A 16,744-nucleotide genomic window follows, 5' to 3' on the forward strand; every position below is an offset into this window, starting at 1 on the left:
CATTTATTAATCCAAACAATTAATGAAACCATTCTTATATCAGGTTGCATCCCTTTTTTATTCTGAATACGGGGCGGAAGTGAGCCGTCTGGCCTTTGTTTTCCCGAATCGCCGTACCGGGCTGTTCTTCCAGAAATACTTGTCGGAAGTATCTGAGAAGCCTCTTTTCTCGCCGACGATCCTGACGATCAATGATCTGTTTGTACAGTTGAGCGGAAAGCAGGCTGCCGATCGGATCAGCATGCTGTTTAAACTATATGATATTTATTTGAGACATAGCGGTTCTTCCGAAACGTTCGACGAGTTCTTGTATTGGGGGGAAATGCTGCTGAATGATTTTGACGATATCGATAAATATATGGCAGATGCCCGTATGCTCTTCACCAATGTGACGGACCTGCGTGAGATAGAGAATGATTTTAGTTTTCTGAGCCCTGAACAAATTGCGGCTATCCGGACCTTTTGGTCTTCTTTTTATCCGAAAGGAGATACGCCCAACCAGGAACAATTTCTGGCGGTCTGGCAGATTTTATATGCCCTATATACCGATTTGCGGGAAGCGCTTGCCACCGAAGGCAAAGGATATGAAGGTATGATTTTCCGGGAAGTTGTCGAACAGATGGAGAAAGACGAATGTTGCGACCTTCCCTATACAAAGGTTGTATTTGTCGGACTGAATGCCCTCTCGGTGGCTGAAGAACGTTTCCTTTCCGGGTTGCAAAAACGGGGAATAGCTGATTTTTACTGGGATTACGCCTCTCCGAAAGTGACGGACCCGGATAATAAAGCCTCTTACTTCGTGGAGCGCAATTTGCGGCAATTCCCGTCGCAATTAATTGAAAATGGACAATTGACTATTGACAATGAAGATGACGACAAAAAGAAGATCGAGGTGATCGGCATCCCTTCCGGAATCGGACAGGCAAAGCAAGTGTGCAGCATTCTGAACGAGCTTTGCAAGGAAGACGAAATGAGTGCGGAAGAAGCGTTGCGGACGGCTGTGATTCTGCCGGATGAACATTTGTTGATTCCGGTTCTGAATGCTATTCCCGAACAGATCAAACGGATCAATGTGACGATGGGATATCCGTTGGCCGGTACACCGGTCGCATCTTTGATGGAATATATTCTGGCTTTGCAAAAGAATATTCGTTATGTGGACCGGAGGCCGGTGTTCTATTTCCGGGATGTCTTGCCAATCCTGAACCATCGGTATATCTCGACTACTTCTCCGGAAATGGTTTCTAATCTGGTAAAAGATATTTCAGAAAACAACAAGATTTACATATCGTATGACGATCTGAATAAGACGCCATTGTTGTCCATCCTCTTTACTCCGGTGACTGCGGTGGAAACTTTCTCCGATTATTTGATTAACGTGTTGCAGGAACTGAATAAAGCAGTTGAAGGTGGAAAGTTGAAAGTTGAAAGTGTAAATAGTGACGCGGAGCCACTTTCAACTTTCAACTCTCAACTTTCAACTATTAACGACATCGAACAGGAGTTTATCTTCCATTATTTCGCTACGGTTAACCGGATGAAGGAAGTCATGCGGGAGGCGAATGTAGAAATGAAAATCGACACCTATTTCCGTTTGTTGAAACGTGTGACGGACACAATTACGATTCCTTTCCAAGGTGAACCTCTTTCCGGTTTGCAGATCATGGGTGTTTTGGAGACTCGTGCGCTTGACTTTGACCGGTTGATTATCCTTTCGATGAATGAAGGAATTTTCCCGTTGAGGAAAGCGGCTAATTCATTTATTCCTTATAATCTTCGTCGTGGATTCGGTTTGCCGACATACGAACATCAGGACAGTGTTTGGGCGTATCATTTCTATCGTTTGATTTATCGTGCCAGCCATGTCAGTCTGCTTTATGATACAAGAAGCAACGGATTGCAGACAGGCGAGGTTAGCCGTTTCGTGCATCAGTTGCATTATCATTATGAGGAGCCGATACAGAATAAGTTGGTTGTTTACAATGTCTCTTCTTCCAAGACTCCTGCCTTGCAGGTAGCTAAGACGGAGGAAGTCATGAACCGTCTGGCTGATTTCCGGAGTGGCGGGACGCGAGCGATATCGGCGAGTGCAGTCAATACCTATCTGGATTGTCCACTTAAATTCTATTTCTCCGTTGTCGAGGGAATACGTGAAGAAGAGGAGGTAAGCGAGACGATCGAAAGTAATGTTTTTGGAAGTATCCTGCATAAGGTGATGGAAGAATTGTATCAGCCATTCTGTGGAAAGATGGTGACGGCTGATCTGCTGAAAGCGATCCGAAAAGATACGCCTATGTTGACGGGAGCAGTTGCCCGTGCCTTTGCCGAAATTTTCTTTAAAACGGACATTGTTCGTCCACTCACCGGACAGAACTTCCTGATCGGCGAGATGATTCGCAAATATGTGGAGAAAGTGCTGGAACGTGACGCAAAACAGACTCCTTTCCGTTATATCGAATCGGAAAAGAAGATAAAATGCCTTTTCCCATTGACGGATAAAAGCAATATCCAGTTGAAAGGATTTATCGACCGTATAGACGAAGTACGCGATGTCGTCCGCATTATTGACTATAAGAGTGGGAGCGGGACGACGCAGTTTACCTCTGTAGAAGCTCTTTTCGACAAAGCAGATACGGATCGTTCCAAAGCGGTTATGCAGGTCTTTATGTATGCATGGATGTATAACAGGTCAGTTCAGCTTTCAACAGCTATTCAGCCGGGTATCTATTATATGAGGACCCTCTTTTCTTCCTCTTTCGATCCTGGAATTTACCATCGTACAGACCGGTTCAAAACAGAACAGGTTTTGGACTTCGCCAACTATCGCACGGATTTTGAAGACAACCTGCGAAATTGCTTGGATGAAATCTTCGACACAGAAACTCCATTCGTGCAAACCCCGAACGGCAAAGCCTGCATGTATTGTCCGTTTAAGGATATTTGCGGAAAATAGTGTTTTTACAGATTTCCCATATATTCATCCACAATTTCATTCAGGAAGCGGTTGAATGGAAGAAGCTTTCGAAAACAATCGATGGTTTCTTCCATCCAGTCCGGCTGGCTGAAAAACCTGTCGGGCTTAATACCTATAACGCTGAAGTCTTTGTGCCTTAATATATGACCGTAAGGAGAATCGGAGGGGAAACCTGCCGGGATACGTTTTAGCATGTCCCCTTCGAGTGACGGGTACAGAGCTTTGAAGGAAGGCTCTTCGATGATGGAAACAAATTCATCTATGTTGTTGTATATTTCACGTCGAAGGACTTTCAATATTTCCGGTTTGGGATACCAGATACCGCCAGACAGTACGCAGTATTCCGGTTCAAGATGAAAGTAGTAAGCTCCCCGGATACTATGACGTCCTCCTTGAGCAATACAGGCTGACATATAAGTCTTGTAAGGCGACTTGTCGAGGCTGAAGCGGATGTCGCGATTAATACGGAACAGACATTTCCGGGCATCCAATCCCCGTATATCAGGATCAAATACGCTGATTCGTTCGATTAACTCTTGTACTTCGTTGATAAAAGCACAGCGAAGTTTGTCATATCGTTCTCTATTTTCATGGAACCAAACGGTATTATTGTTTCGTCGTAAATCGTCTAAGAATCGGATAATTTCTGCATTCATATTAGGATATTCTTTTTTTATTGTATTTTGTATCTCCATTGTTTCGGAGTCATCTGTTTCATCTTTTTGAAATAACGATTGAAGTAGGGAATGTCGGTGAAGCCGCATTGCCAGGCTATTTCGTTAATGTCCTTATCCGGAAAGTTGCGGAGTAAAGTGCCAACGGCCTCTATCCGGTATTCGTTGATGAAGTTTGTAAACGTTTTGCCTGTTTCACGTTTGAAAAACGAGCAGAACGCCGTTGTGCTCATGCTGATTACGTTTGCGGCGTCCGAAAGAGTTATTTTCTCCTTGTAATGCTCGATGACGTATTTGAAGATCAGTTGCATGCGTTGCATGTTTTTGGTAATGCCGTTGAATACCGTTTCCTGCAAACCGATAGGGATTAAATCGGTTGTGGTTCCGATTTGTTGCAGGATGCGGATCAACATCAGCATCCTTTCGCTTGCATTCAGGAGGTTCATTTCTTCTAAGCAGGATTTGATCTTTCCGGCTGTTTCGCCTGTCAGAAGGATGCCTTGCTGGATTGCCGATAACCGGTGAGCAGCATATTCCCATTCGGTAAAAAAAGACAGGCCGGTTTGTAGCAAGTCGGGATTGAATTGCACAACTATGCATCTCCGTTTTCCATCAGGCTCGCAGCTTTCGGGGTTATACATCCAACAATGTGGTTGGTTGGTCGGGACCAGTACGACTTCTCCCTCCTCGAACGGCTCCAGAAAGTCGCCTATCATCCGGTAGCCTGAACCTTTCACAACATAACATATTTCTATTTCGGGATGAAAATGAAGAGGCATTTCGTCTTTCGGGTACAAGCTGGAATAATCGTAGCGTAATGAGGCACAACTATCTTTTTTGATTTGTTCGAATTTTAGTTTCTCGTGCATGTCGGATGAACTTTCTGATAAAACACAGTAAAATTAGACAATAATTGCATAATCTGCGACAATTACACTTAATAATTTTGTTGTTTCTTTGCGGCCGGAAAAACAGAAAGATTGAATAGGTTATGAAGAAAGGTTTGTATGCATTGTCTTTTGGCACATTTGGGCTGGGGATTGCAGAGTTTATTATGATGAGTATCTTGCCGGATGTGGCGGCAGGATTTGATATTTCCTTATCCGAAGCCGGGCATCTTATTTCGGCTTATGCGTTGGGTGTATGTGTGGGAGCGCCGTTGGTAGTGGTGGTGGCCAGGAGTTGGCCGTTACGTACGATCTTGCTTGCTTTGGTTGGGCTTTTTGTTGCCGGGAATCTGCTTATGGCTCTGTCGGCCGATTATTGGATGGGGTTGTGTGCCCGGTTTGTATCGGGGTTGCCGCATGGGGCTTATTTCGGAGTCGGTTCGATTGTTGCCAGCCGTTTGGCGGAGAAAGGGAAAAGCACTTCTGCTGTAGCTATTATGATAATGGGGATGACGATTGCCAATTTGTTCGGTGTCCCGGCCGGGAATTTCCTGGGGCACTTTCTGTCCTGGCGTTTGGTTTTTGTGATTGCAGCGTTGTGGGGCGGCATAACGATTTGGTTTATCCGGAGGTGGGTTCCTGTTTTGCCCGCCCTGCCGGCGACGAATCTGAAAGGGCAGTTTCGTTTTTTGAGAAGGCCGGAACCATGGATGCTGATTGCTGCTACCATGTTAGGAAACGGGGGAGCTTTTTGCTGGTATAGCTATGTCAATCCGTTAATGACGGAGGTGTCCGGTTTCAGTGTCGGGACAATGCCTGTATTGATGTTGCTGGCGGGTGCGAGCATGTGTGTCGGTAACTATTTGGGAGGGCATTTGTCTGATCGTTTTACACCTGGTATCGTAGCGATGTCCATGCAGTTTCTGATGTTTGCATCACTTCTGCTGATTTATTTTTTTGCTTCGTACGGCTTTTTGTCCGCTTTGCTGATGTGCGTTTGTACTGGTTGCCTGTTTGCAGTTTCTTCTCCACAGCAATTGTTGTTGCTTCAATATTCTCCTGGCGGAGAGATGATGGGCGGGGCGATGGTCCAGCTTGCTTTTAATTTGGGGAATGCCGTGGGGGCTTATTTTGGAGGATTGTCGATCGAACATGGGGCAGGGCTGGAAAGTACGGCATTGATCGGTTCGTTTTTTGCCCTGTTAGGAACTACGGTGTTTCTGGTATTCAACTATATGGTGTTTAAACCTCAGAGGAAATTACTTTTAAAGGGGGGAATATAATTTCCGAGGATCAAGACGGTGTTTTTGGACATAGAAACAGCCGTCCGAAATCGGGACGGTGTTTTTGGAGATAAAAAACAGCCGTCCGAAATCGGGACGGTGTTTTTGGAGATAAAAAACAGCCGTCCTAAAAAACAGCCGTCCGAAATCGGGACGGTGTTTTTGGAGATAAAAAACAGCCGTCCGAAATCGGGACGGCTGTTTGGATTTATAATGTCTCTTGTTTCAGTTGTTCGACGAAACGATCGATTCGCTGTAGTTCTTTCGGAATATCGATTCCCTGCGGACAGTGCGGATTGCATTGATTGCAACTGGTGCAATGATCCGCCTGGCGGAGTTTCGGGACGCTGCGGTCGTACCCGATCAGATAAGCCCGACGGGCTTTGCGGTAGTTTTCATCCTGTCCGCTCTGCGGGACATTCCCCTCGTTCACACATTTATTATAATGAAGCAAAATTCCCGGAATATCGATACCGTAAGGACAAGGCATACAGTATTTGCAGTCGTTACATGGGATGGTCGGATACTGCATCATCAAGTCGGCGGTGTCGAACAAGAAACGGTTTTCCTCTTCCGTCAACGGTTGCAACGGGCAGTAGGTGCGGAGGTTGTCTTGCAGGTGCTCCATGTAAGTCATGCCGCTCAGCACGGTGAGTACGCCGGGAAACGAGCCGGCAAACCGGAAAGCCCAGGAGGCGACGCTCCGTCCCGGTTCGCGTTGCTTCAGGCGGGCGACGATATGGTCGTGCACGTTCGAAAGCCGTCCTCCGAGGAGTGGCTCCATGATGATGGCGGGAATCCCCCGTTTCTGTAATTCCCCGTACAGATATTCCGCATCGGTGTTTCGCGGGTTGATCTCTTTGGCATGTTTCCAGTCCAGGTAATTCAACTGGATCTGGACGAAATCCCATTGATATTCGTCGTGTTTCGAAAGCAAATAATCGAACACCTCTATATCTCCGTGATAGGAGAAACCTAAGTTTCGGATACGTCCTGCCTTGCGTTCTTCGAGCAGGAAGTCGAGTATGCCGTTCTTGATATACCGGTTTTCATAGGCTTCCATACCACCCATGCCGATCCCGTGGAGCAGCATATAATCGAGATAATCGACTTGCAGCTCCTTGAGCGAATTGTTATACATCGCGATAGAGGCTTCGCGGCTCCATGTGTCGGGAGAGAAGTTCGAAAGTTTGGTGGCGATGTAATATTTGTCACGTGGATAGCGGCTGAGGGCGATCCCCATAGCATGTTCCGAACGTCCTTTGCAGTAGGCGGGCGAGGTGTCGAAGTAGTTCACACCGTGCTCGATGGCATAGTCAGTCAGCCGGTTGACCATCTCCTGGTCGATTTCGTCGTCGCTGTCTCTTGCGCTGTTTTTGGCAATAGTCGGCAGACGCATGCATCCATAACCGAGGATGGAAACTTTGTCTTTTGTGGACGGCGTCGTGCGGTATGTCATTCGGTCCGTGGGAATAGGGGTGGAGCTTCCCGAACCTGAGGCCATCCCGCTGTCCGAACTGCACCCGGAGAGCAACGGGGCGGTAGTTGCCGTGCTGATTCCTACAATCTTCAGGAAATCGCGACGGTTTATCGCTTGATGATTGTCTTTTTTCATATATGATGATTCTTTTATTTCTTGATCAAATATTCCGGTGTTGTTCGTGTCCTTCCACATATATGGCGCTGAACGGACGCGACGGGCACAGGTTTTCACAGGCTCCGCAGCCGATGCATTTTTCCTCGTTTAGCGAATCCGGGTCGTTCGGGTCTTTTGCCACCATCAAGATCGCCTGGGTAGGGCAATGGCGGGCACAGTTGCCGCAAGTGACACCATCCCGGTTGACGATGCAATTTTCCTGAATCAGTACGGCATGTCCGATCTGGATGGCCGTTTTGTCTGCTTTCGTGATTGGACGGATCGCTCCGGTCGGGCAAACTTCCGAACATTTGACGCATTCGGGACGACAGTATCCTCGCTCGTACGATACTTCTGGCTGCATAAATGTTTGAAGGTTCCCCGAAGGACGCAGCACATGGTTCGTACAAACCGATACACAAAGCTGGCACGCGGTGCAATGCTGGGAGAAATTGGCAGCGCTCAGCGAACCCGGAGGGGTGATCGGGGTTGTCCGGTCCGGTTTCTTTTTATCTTCGATGATGGCCAGTCCGCCGTCGACTTTCTTGTCCGGGAGTTGTACTTTTTCTTGGGCTTTCAATGCGGCAGAAGTGGCAAGTAATGCCGATACGGTAAAGAACTTGCGACGATCGGGCTTGTCTACGACCGGTTGGTTGGTCTGTGTTTCAGCCTTGTTTGTTTTTCTGCGTGTATATCGGATGGCCCCTTGTCGGCATTTGTCTATGCAGTCCATGCAATCGACACAGCGGCTATAGTCGATCTCGTGTACTTTCGCATTGATACAGGCTGCTTTGCAATTACGGGCACACAAGCCGCAACCATTGCATTTGGACGTATCGATAACCGGTTTGAAAACGGAAAAACGGGAGATCAATCCCAAAAACGTTCCTACTGGGCAGATCGTGTTGCAATAGGTTCGCCCATTCCGCCAGGCAAGTATGATCAGTATAATGAAGGTAACTGTGGCAATGATAAAGGTCGGGAGGCTTCGTAGCCAGACTTCCGTCTCGTAGAAAGCATAACTGCCCGCCCGTTCCGCCAAGTAGGCCAGAAAGTTGTTCCCCCATTGCCAGAGGGGTACGAATAAGTTGGAGGCGATGCGCCCGTAAGCGCTGTAGGGTGCGATCAAGGCCGCCCATGCCCCTAACCCGCTGATCATGGCAAGGATAAAGATCACCATCACCCCGTATCTTAGCCAGGACAAGGCGGGGGAATACCGGAAACGATTTTTCTTCCGTTTCCCCGCCAGCCATGAAACGACATCCTGGAATATACCGAGAGGGCAGATTACAGAGCAGTAAACCCGACCGAAAATCCAGGTCAATGCAATGAGCAACAGCACCACGCCGAGGTTGAGTGCCAATACCGCCGGCAGGAACTGTATTTTCGCCAGCCACCCGAACCATGTATGCAACGTCCCCGTGAAATCGAGAAACAGCAGGGTGACAAGCGTAAAACAGATAAATGCAGTTGTAAGTCTGATTGTTCGCAACATAATAAGCTCTTTTTTAGATAGTCTGTTATTTTATGTCGCAAAAATAGTGAAAGGAAATGATTTACAACTTATACGAATTACAGATTGATATACCAATATTACGGTTTTGTCAACTTCGGCAAAAAGTCTGGCTGACAAACTTCAGGACTTCCGGCAAAGCCGTCCGCCAATAGGTCCAGCTATGGCCGCCGTCGCGCACTCGGAATTCATGCCTGATCCCTTTCTGCCTCATGATCTGGTGCACCTGCATGTTTCCGTCCAGCAGGCCGTCGTCATCACCGCAATCAATGTAATAACGAATTTTGGGCAAATTGTTTTGATTCCAGTCGGAAAGGATCTTCAAGACATTGTTTTGCTTCCAGTGTTCGTCTCCCGGCCCGAACAGGCGGTTGAATAAATCCTTGTGCGATTTGTTTTTTCTTGCCTCCATGACTGTGTCGTCGAAAACGGCGGCACTCAACGGAGCACATGCGCAGAACATGTCCGGATGATGCAAGCTGTACAGGAATGATCCGTAGCCACCCATCGACAATCCGGCAATTGCCCGGCTTTCTTTGTCACTGCGAATCCGGTATGTTTTTTCCATATAGGGGATAAGTTCTTCAAAAAACATGTCTTCGTAAGGTACTTTTCCGTCATACTGGTTGATATACCAAGTGTCCCATGCGTCCGGCATGACGATTATCATCGGCACGGCTTCCTCGTTTGCGATGGCACGGTCGGCAATCGTTTTCATTTGTCCCATCTGTATCCAGTTGGTTTCATTGTCCGTGTAACCATGCAAGAGGTAGAGGACCGGATAATTCCTTTTCGAGGTGTTGTAGTCGGAAGGCAGGTAGATGGAGTAGGAGACTTTCCTACCTAATTTGTTACTTTCGAAAGAGAGCGATTCGAAAACTGTACTTTGCGAATATCCTGCAACGTTGAATAGAAAGCACAGGATACAATAGAGATAAAATTTGTTTTTCATATACTATTAATAATTAGATTTGTTTGTCTGGACAGAGTAAGAATAAGAGAAGAGAGCTTGCCGGAAAACCCATTAGGTTTCGACATACTCTCTTTCCCTTATTGGGAAATTAATCCGCCACCGGATAGGGAAATTCGGTCAACCCTTTGTACATGAATTGATAGGTCGGAACTTCGATTCCCAATTCTTGGGCAGTTCGTACGACATAGCCTGTCAATGTTTCCACTTCGGTGCGATTGCCTTTTTGAAAATCACTGTGCATGGAGGTTGTGGAGTTGTTAGGCATGATCCTCTGGGCGTCGATGGCGGAGAATACTTGACCGTCCGGCAGACGGATCCCTTTGGCTTCTGCCACGCTTTTGAGTTCATAACCTAACGTGATGAACAGATCGATATGGTTATTTACCACTTCGCCAATCGTTTCATTGAAATAGGAGGTGATAGTGGCGGCGGTCGAGATCATGAAGAATTTCTTCCAGATTTCCAAGTCAATGTCATCCGGTATTGTGGTAAGGATACGGGCGTTGGCCAATATATCCTGTAAGTCTTTCTGTCGTTTCTTGTTTCCTTGTTTACTTCCGAAGAACATCCGGTCCTTTATGGTGAACTTTTCCACTCTTCCCGGTCTGACCAAGCGGGAACCGATGTAAACGCATCCTTTCCAAACCTCATTGTTCGGTAATAGCTTTTGTATGCGTTCTGCTATATCCGCTCCGTTCAGCAGGGGAATGATAACCGTATTAGGGCCGATGATCGGAGTCAGCTGAACTATATTCTCCTCCAAGTCGTAGCTTTTGGTACAGCAAAACAGGTAATCGACTGGTCCTATTTCAGCAGGATTGTCGGTTGCGAGGGTTGGTTTTGCTTTGATCGTCAGGAATGTATTTTTGACTTCGATGCCGTTCTTACGTATCTCTTCCAGGTTTTCACCCCGGGAAATGAAATAGATGTCAATATCTTCAGAGTCTTTGTAACGGGCAGCTAATAGTCCTCCGTAGTAGCCGCCTACAGCTCCTATACCGGAAATCGCTATTTTAGTTTTATTCATGTTCTTGTCTTGTTATTTTTACAAAGATGAAAAATAAAATTGGAAAAACTATATCAGTTTGAGTTCTTTTAGAAAGTCGGGGATACATTGTTCAAAATTAACACCAAAGCGGTAGTCCGTTTTTACATTATATGTCCGGCGTATACTGTCGGCTGTGAAGTTTACGGCTATTTGTGCTGATTCGCTTAAGCTGAAGTTATTCAGCAGGCCGGATAACAGGGCGCTCGCAAAAACATCTCCTGTTCCGTGATAACTTCCTGGTATCCTTTCGGAAAACAGGTAGTCTGTCGAATCTTTCCTTTGGTCGTAGGTCGCAGCTCCCAATTTCTTTTCTTCAAAGTATACACCGGTCAGTACGATCTTTTTCGGTCCGAGCTTGCTTAGTTTTTTTAAGATTTTTTCGATATAGGCCTGCGTATAGGGACCGGGATGGTAGCTTTCTTCCAGTAATAAAGCAGCTTCGGTCAGGTTAGGGACGATGATGTCTGCCTTCCTGCATAAGGATCTCATGCCTGTCGCAAACTCAGGCTGGAATATGCGATATAGTTCTCCGTTGTCCGCCATTACCGGATCTACCAGGATCAGATTGTTTTTTGATCTGAATAGTTCGAAAAACTCTTTGACGAGGTCCAGTTGTTCGAATGAACCTAAGAAACCGCTGTAGGTCGCATCGAATTGTATATCGAGCGACTTCCAGTGCTGCATAAAAGCCCGCATGTCGCTTGTCAGGTCGCGGTAAGTGTATCCGCTGATTCCTCCTGTATGAGTCGATAATATGGCGGTCGGCATGGCACACGCTTCTATTCCGGCGGCGGAAAGGATAGGCAAAGCAACAGTTAGAGAGCATTTTCCGAATCCGGACAAGTCATGTATGGCAGCCACACGTTTTTGATAATCTTTATTTTCCATTTATATGTTATGACTTTATTTTTCTATAACAACAAAAAATATTTCCGATTTGTTATTTGAGAAATAGATAGGCTATGAGAAATATTGCTATTATTGCACTGTTATTGGCATGTGTCAGTCAGAGGTAGGCAATACCAGGGATATGAAAGAGTTTAATTTATTGAAATAAGAAAATATGAATATGAGAAACATGGCTGAAATATATCTGGCAGGTGGTTGTTTCTGGGGAACGGAACATTTTTTGAAACAGATCAGAGGCGTGGAAAAAACAGAAGTTGGTTATGCCAACAGTCAGGTTCCTGATCCTACCTATAAAGAGGTGTGTACGGGGAATACCGGAGCAGTGGAAACAGTTAAGGTTGTTTATGATCCGCGAACGGTCGACTTGGATCTATTGTTAGATTTGTACTTTCAGACGATAGATCCGACTAGTGTCAACCGTCAGGGTGGGGACAGTGGTTTACAATATCGTACGGGCATTTATTATATCGATAAAGACGATACTCCGGTGATTGAAGCTGCCATTAAGGATTTGGCAAAAGACTATGCGAAGCCGATCGCCATCGAGGTGATGCCACTCGTTAATTTTTATGCTGCGGAGGAATACCATCAGGATTATTTGGATAAGAATGTGGGCGGTTATTGCCATATTAATCCGAAATTGTTTGAATTGGCACGGAAAGCTAATGCCCGTCCTGTTTATGCAAAGCCGGATGATGTGACTCTTAAGAATAAACTTTCGGACATACAGTATGCCGTAACGCAAAAAAATGCCACGGAGCCTGCATTCCGCAATGAGTACTGGAATGAGCATAGGGAAGGAATCTATGTCGATATTACGACTGGTGAACCGCTTTTCGTATCTACCGATAAGTTTGATTCCGACTGTGGCTGGCCCAGTTTTTCCAAACCGATTGATAAGAAACTGATTGTCGAAAAACCGGATACTTCGCATGGAATGACCCGGACAGAAGTACGCAGCCAGACGGGGAATGCTCATTTAGGTCATGTCTTTCCGGATGGTCCTGCCGATAAAGGAGGTCTACGATATTGTATAAACAGCGCTTCACTGCGGTTTATCCCGAAAGAAAAGATGAAAGAAGAAGGTTATGGGGATTATTTGCCTCTTCTGAAGAAATAAAATCAGGCTTATATATTGATGAGGCAGTATCCACTGCCTCATGTTTTTTATTTATTGTTCGAGAACATCCAAGTCCATTTATGCCATATGCTTTCCAAGGGACCTTGTTTGTGGCTTGCCAGCCACCATTTGCAGAACGAAACTTGTAACAGGAAGAGGGCGAACCCGATTAGTAAACTTATTGTATAGCCACAATAAGGAGCTAAATATAGTCCGAACGGGAAATAGATGATCGCTCCCATGATTGATTGCGCGATATAATTTGTCAGGCTCATCTTACCGTAAAAACGCAGAGCTGAAACAGCTTTCCTGAAGCATTCTTTCTGGTATAAGAGTACAAACGAGGAAACGAGGACGAATGTAAACGCAAATTTCTGCCACATGTCGAAAGCTGTCCCTACGGTTTGCTTGATCAAGGCATTGTCGCTTGCCATGATCTGTTCTTTTAAGGAATACAAGGGAGCGAAACAGATTGCAGCAATAATAAGAATCTTTACCCAAAAACGCAGGTGTGTTTCGCTTGTAACGAATAGTTCTTTTCTGCCGATATAAAGTCCCAACAGGAATAGACCTGCCGTCTGCAGAAAACGTCCGGCTCCGATAGCCCAGTACAAACTTGCTTTTTGTCCTAACGTGATATTGCCCCAGATGAAGTCCAGGAAATTTCCGGCTTTGGTATATTCGGCGACCTCACTGTACATGGCGCCTACGCCGAGATCCGGCAGAGCATGGGCAGGATTGAGCAGACTCATGATGTAGTGATACCATTCTATAGGTTGGATTAATAATATAATAGCTGTGATCAAGATCGCTTTGTCACTCCATTTGCGGACCAGAAATAAAACCAAACCTACTACGGTAAATAACAACAGTACGTCTCCGGCCGGGAAAAAAGCGGCATTCAAGGTTGCGAAGCCAAGCAACAGAACCAATCGCCATAAGAAGCGGTAGCCGAAGTCTTTTCCTTTCTTTTTCTGATTATGACATTGGATATAGAATGTAAACCCGAACAAAAGAGCGAAAATAGCATAAGCTTTTCCTGCAAACAGGGAAAAAATGACGTTAAACACTCCGTCGTTTAAGACGGCTAGCCATGCTGGTTGTTCTGTTGGATAGACTGGAAAGATAAAATGTTCCAGATTATGCACTAAAATAATTGCCATGACGGCAAATCCTCTTAGTGCATCGACTACTTCAATACGTGGGATTTTACTTGCTGATAGTTCCATATAAGTTGTTTATTAAGTTTCAATGTTCAAATATAGGTAATTTTGATTTCAAAGCATCCATGTTTTGAAATTGGAAAAGTTCACAAGCAGTATTCAAGCGATATTGGGTAACAAATTGTGAGAATGCATTCCTTTGCATCACTTGGAAGTTGGACTTTTGGGTAATAAAAAAAGCCACAAATCATTTATTTGTAGCTTTTTGTCCGTTTACTGATCATTTCTGACCAGTAAATTCTGCGGAGAAAGAGGGATTCGAACCCCCGGAACCTCTCAGTTCAACGGTTTTCAAGACCGCCGCAATCGACCACTCTGCCATCTCTCCAATATGTATGCAAGTATTTTTTAATTGCAGTGCAAAAGTAGTGATTATTTTCGAATAATCAAATTTGGTGATGGATATTTTTTCTTTTCACTCTATTCATTTTCTTTTAACCACTGAGAATAAACGTTTGTGTCTTTTTATTGTTACTTTTGTAAGTGATAATAATTAAATAGTAATAAGTTTTATATGAGAAGTTTGAAAAGTTTATTGATGGTTGTGGTCGCGCTGATTTTGGTCAGTTGCTCCATGTCTGCAAAACCAGAAAAAAATGAAACGGAAAAGGTGTCATCAGCGCAGGGGGAAGTGATTGTTTTGAATAAAGCGGACTTCCTGTCGAAAGTATATAATTACGAAAAGAATCAGACTCAATGGGTGTACGAAGGAAACAAACCTGCTATTATTGATTTTTATGCAGATTGGTGCGGTCCTTGCAAGAAAGTATCTCCGATCCTGAAAGAACTGGCTGCACAGTATAAGGACGATATCGTTATTTATAAGATAAATGTAGATAATGAAAAAGAGCTGGCTTCGGCATTTGGTATACAGAGTATCCCGACGTTGCTGTTCATCCCCAAGACGGGTAAACCACAGATAGCCCAGGGAGCTTTATCAAAAGAACAGTTTGTAGAGCAGATAGATAATTTCTTGCTGAAAAAATAAGGTTTTGATATATTTCTGTTGGAAATGTTGTGATTTGGAACGCCCGATTCTCGTGTAGGATCGGGCGTTTTTAACTTCTGCGAATGTTCGCGAGGAGAGATAAAGGCGATAAAAAAAGAGGATATCTGCAAAGATATCCTCTTTTTTATTTTGGCAAAGCTCGAATTATTCAGCGCTTTCTGCTGCAGGAGCTTCTTCTGCCGGAACGGCAGCAGCTGCTTCTTCAGCTTGCTTAGCAGCTTCAGCGGCTGCCAATTCTGCTTTCTTTTTAGCTACGATTTCAGCTTTTGCCTTATTTGCTTCTTTTTCAGCTTCCAGACGAGCAATGGCGGCAGCTTTTGCAGCTTCGCTATCTTTGTCCTTTACTGCTTGAACAGAAGCCTGTTTGTTTTTCAACCAAGCCTGAAACTTAGTTTCAGCAGTAGCTTCGTCGAATGCACCCTTCTTAACACCTTCCAATAAGTGTTTTTTCAAGCAAACACCTTCGCGGGAAAGAATGTTACGAGTGGTATCTGTAGGTTGTGCACCTACCTGTAACCAATACAAAGCTCTTTCGAAGTTCAAATCTACTGTAGCAGGATTAGTGTTCGGATTATAAGAACCTATCCTTTCAATAAACTTTCCATCACGTGGAGCCCTGCTGTCTGCGACTACGATCTGATAAAAAGCGTAGCTTTTGCGACCGTGTCTTTGCAATCTAATTTTTGTTGCCATGTTTGAATAATTAATTTAAGCTGTTTGTATTAGCGGGTGCAAAGATAGGAATTTTCATAAACAAAACAAATATATTGTAGAAGAAAATAATTGATTATCTTTGTCGGCGTGTGAAATTCTCAATTATCAAATATGAAGACGGATACGTTGAAGAAAATGCTATTGATGCTGTTGTGTGTTGTTTCGGTAAATATGACTGCTTTAGAGAAAGAACTGGTTTCGGATGTGTTGCCGATTGCCGATCCTTATATCCTGTTTTACAATGATACCTATTATGCCTATGGAACATCCCGTGCGGACGGTTTCGAGGTGTACAGTTCTAAAGACATGAAATCGTGGGAGCGTTCTCCGCGCCTGGCACTGAGTAAAGAAGATTCTTACGGGGATAAATGGTTTTGGGCGCCGGAGGTCTACTATGTGGAGGAGGATAAGAAGTTTTATATGTTCTATTCGGTAGAGGAACATGTCTGTGTTGCCACGTCCGATTCTCCTTTGGGCCCATTTGTGCAAGATGAAAAGAAGCCGATTCGAGAAGAAAAAGGAATCGATACATCCGTCTTTTTCGATGAGGACGGGAAAGCCTATCTTTATTTTGTTCGCTTTACAAACGGTAATGTGATTTGGTGTGCGGAGCTGAAAGATAATCTGAAAGAGATCAAAGAAGAAACATTGACGCAATGTGTTGAAGCTACCGAACCGTGGGAGCTGGTGTTCGGAAAGGTGGTTGAAGGGCCTTCTATTGTCAAGCAGGGCGGGCTTTATTATATGTTCTACTCCGCAAATGACTTCAGAAGTCAGGATT

The 16,744-nt window shown here is 45.0% G+C and carries 14 protein-coding genes and 1 tRNA gene; 5 read left to right on the forward strand and 10 right to left on the reverse strand.

Annotated features, from left to right (window positions below; translation table 11 throughout):
- Window positions 1-22: 22 nt before the first annotated feature.
- Window positions 23-2,953, forward strand: a complete 2,931-nt coding sequence (locus tag BHV83_RS09120; protein WP_122206074.1) for a PD-(D/E)XK nuclease family protein — start codon at window positions 23-25, stop codon at window positions 2,951-2,953.
- Between the two features lie 5 nt (window positions 2,954-2,958).
- On the opposite strand, the gene BHV83_RS09125 is transcribed toward BHV83_RS09120, so the two are convergent.
- A complete protein-coding gene (locus tag BHV83_RS09125) occupies window positions 2,959-3,630 on the reverse strand; it encodes a DUF2461 domain-containing protein (protein ID WP_122206080.1) in 672 nt (223 codons plus the stop codon).
- A gap of 17 nt (window positions 3,631-3,647) precedes the next feature.
- A complete protein-coding gene (locus tag BHV83_RS09130; protein ID WP_022322318.1) occupies window positions 3,648-4,517 on the reverse strand; it encodes an AraC family transcriptional regulator in 870 nt (289 codons plus the stop codon).
- 122 nt (window positions 4,518-4,639) lie between these two features.
- Here BHV83_RS09130 and BHV83_RS09135 point away from each other — a divergent pair, with 122 nt between their 5' ends.
- Window positions 4,640-5,818 carry an MFS transporter gene (locus BHV83_RS09135; RefSeq protein ID WP_119216393.1) on the forward strand — a complete coding sequence of 393 codons (1,179 nt, stop codon included), beginning with the start codon at window positions 4,640-4,642 and terminating at the stop codon, window positions 5,816-5,818.
- A 208-nt stretch (window positions 5,819-6,026) separates the two neighbouring features.
- Here BHV83_RS09135 and BHV83_RS09140 read toward each other — a convergent pair whose 3' ends face one another.
- From BHV83_RS09140 to BHV83_RS09160, 5 genes are all read right to left on the reverse strand, one after another.
- Complete coding sequence (locus BHV83_RS09140) at window positions 6,027-7,433, reverse strand: aldo/keto reductase (RefSeq protein WP_122205912.1); 1,407 nt, start codon at window positions 7,431-7,433, stop codon at window positions 6,027-6,029.
- A gap of 25 nt (window positions 7,434-7,458) precedes the next feature.
- Window positions 7,459-8,949 (reverse strand): 4Fe-4S binding protein, encoded by a 1,491-nt coding sequence (locus BHV83_RS09145; RefSeq protein ID WP_286757425.1) that lies wholly within the window; start codon window positions 8,947-8,949, stop codon window positions 7,459-7,461.
- Window positions 8,950-9,058: 109 nt separating this feature from the next.
- Window positions 9,059-9,919, reverse strand: a complete 861-nt coding sequence (locus BHV83_RS09150; RefSeq protein ID WP_122205905.1) for an alpha/beta hydrolase — start codon at window positions 9,917-9,919, stop codon at window positions 9,059-9,061.
- A gap of 109 nt (window positions 9,920-10,028) precedes the next feature.
- Window positions 10,029-10,967, reverse strand: coding sequence for a ketopantoate reductase family protein (locus BHV83_RS09155; protein ID WP_286757426.1), 939 nt, complete (start codon window positions 10,965-10,967; stop codon window positions 10,029-10,031).
- Between the two features lie 48 nt (window positions 10,968-11,015).
- A complete protein-coding gene (locus BHV83_RS09160; RefSeq protein ID WP_005638914.1) occupies window positions 11,016-11,876 on the reverse strand; it encodes a pyridoxamine kinase in 861 nt (286 codons plus the stop codon).
- Between the two features lie 181 nt (window positions 11,877-12,057).
- Between BHV83_RS09160 and msrB the strand changes: the two genes are divergently transcribed.
- On the forward strand, window positions 12,058-13,017 hold the full coding sequence (msrB, locus tag BHV83_RS09165) for a peptide-methionine (R)-S-oxide reductase MsrB (protein ID WP_005642530.1): 960 nt from the start codon (window positions 12,058-12,060) through the stop codon (window positions 13,015-13,017).
- Between the two features lie 47 nt (window positions 13,018-13,064).
- On the opposite strand, the gene BHV83_RS09170 is transcribed toward msrB, so the two are convergent.
- Window positions 13,065-14,246: a DUF418 domain-containing protein gene (locus BHV83_RS09170; RefSeq protein ID WP_286757427.1), complete on the reverse strand. Its 1,182-nt coding sequence runs from the start codon at window positions 14,244-14,246 to the stop codon at window positions 13,065-13,067.
- Window positions 14,247-14,483: 237 nt separating this feature from the next.
- Window positions 14,484-14,568 (reverse strand) — tRNA-Ser (locus BHV83_RS09175).
- A gap of 186 nt (window positions 14,569-14,754) precedes the next feature.
- Here BHV83_RS09175 and trxA point away from each other — a divergent pair.
- Window positions 14,755-15,228: a thioredoxin gene (gene trxA, locus BHV83_RS09180; protein WP_046451472.1), complete on the forward strand. Its 474-nt coding sequence runs from the start codon at window positions 14,755-14,757 to the stop codon at window positions 15,226-15,228.
- 165 nt (window positions 15,229-15,393) lie between these two features.
- Here trxA and BHV83_RS09185 read toward each other — a convergent pair whose 3' ends face one another.
- Window positions 15,394-15,942, reverse strand: coding sequence for a 30S ribosomal protein S16 (locus BHV83_RS09185; protein WP_046451473.1), 549 nt, complete (start codon window positions 15,940-15,942; stop codon window positions 15,394-15,396).
- A gap of 132 nt (window positions 15,943-16,074) precedes the next feature.
- On the opposite strand from BHV83_RS09185, the gene BHV83_RS09190 reads away from it, so the two are divergent.
- Window positions 16,075-16,744, forward strand: a 670-nt coding sequence (locus tag BHV83_RS09190) for a glycoside hydrolase family 43 protein (protein WP_286757428.1), incomplete at its 3' end; no start/stop codon positions are given.

This window comes from Parabacteroides sp. merdae-related_45_40, from assembly GCF_001915675.1.

Coding starts and splice junctions, on each gene's coding strand:
- BHV83_RS09150 (WP_122205905.1), bottom strand. CDS start 9,919: ATGAAAAACAAATTTTATCTCTATTGTATCCTGTGCTTTCTATTCAAC.
- BHV83_RS09160 (WP_005638914.1), bottom strand. CDS start 11,876: ATGGAAAATAAAGATTATCAAAAACGTGTGGCTGCCATACATGACTTG.
- BHV83_RS09120 (WP_122206074.1), top strand. CDS start 23: ATGAAACCATTCTTATATCAGGTTGCATCCCTTTTTTATTCTGAATAC.
- BHV83_RS09155 (WP_286757426.1), bottom strand. CDS start 10,967: ATGAATAAAACTAAAATAGCGATTTCCGGTATAGGAGCTGTAGGCGGC.
- BHV83_RS09135 (WP_119216393.1), top strand. CDS start 4,640: ATGAAGAAAGGTTTGTATGCATTGTCTTTTGGCACATTTGGGCTGGGG.
- BHV83_RS09125 (WP_122206080.1), bottom strand. CDS start 3,630: ATGAATGCAGAAATTATCCGATTCTTAGACGATTTACGACGAAACAAT.
- trxA (WP_046451472.1), top strand. CDS start 14,755: ATGAGAAGTTTGAAAAGTTTATTGATGGTTGTGGTCGCGCTGATTTTG.
- BHV83_RS09170 (WP_286757427.1), bottom strand. CDS start 14,246: ATGGAACTATCAGCAAGTAAAATCCCACGTATTGAAGTAGTCGATGCA.
- BHV83_RS09145 (WP_286757425.1), bottom strand. CDS start 8,949: ATGTTGCGAACAATCAGACTTACAACTGCATTTATCTGTTTTACGCTT.
- BHV83_RS09130 (WP_022322318.1), bottom strand. CDS start 4,517: ATGCACGAGAAACTAAAATTCGAACAAATCAAAAAAGATAGTTGTGCC.
- msrB (WP_005642530.1), top strand. CDS start 12,058: ATGAGAAACATGGCTGAAATATATCTGGCAGGTGGTTGTTTCTGGGGA.
- BHV83_RS09140 (WP_122205912.1), bottom strand. CDS start 7,433: ATGAAAAAAGACAATCATCAAGCGATAAACCGTCGCGATTTCCTGAAG.
- BHV83_RS09185 (WP_046451473.1), bottom strand. CDS start 15,942: ATGGCAACAAAAATTAGATTGCAAAGACACGGTCGCAAAAGCTACGCT.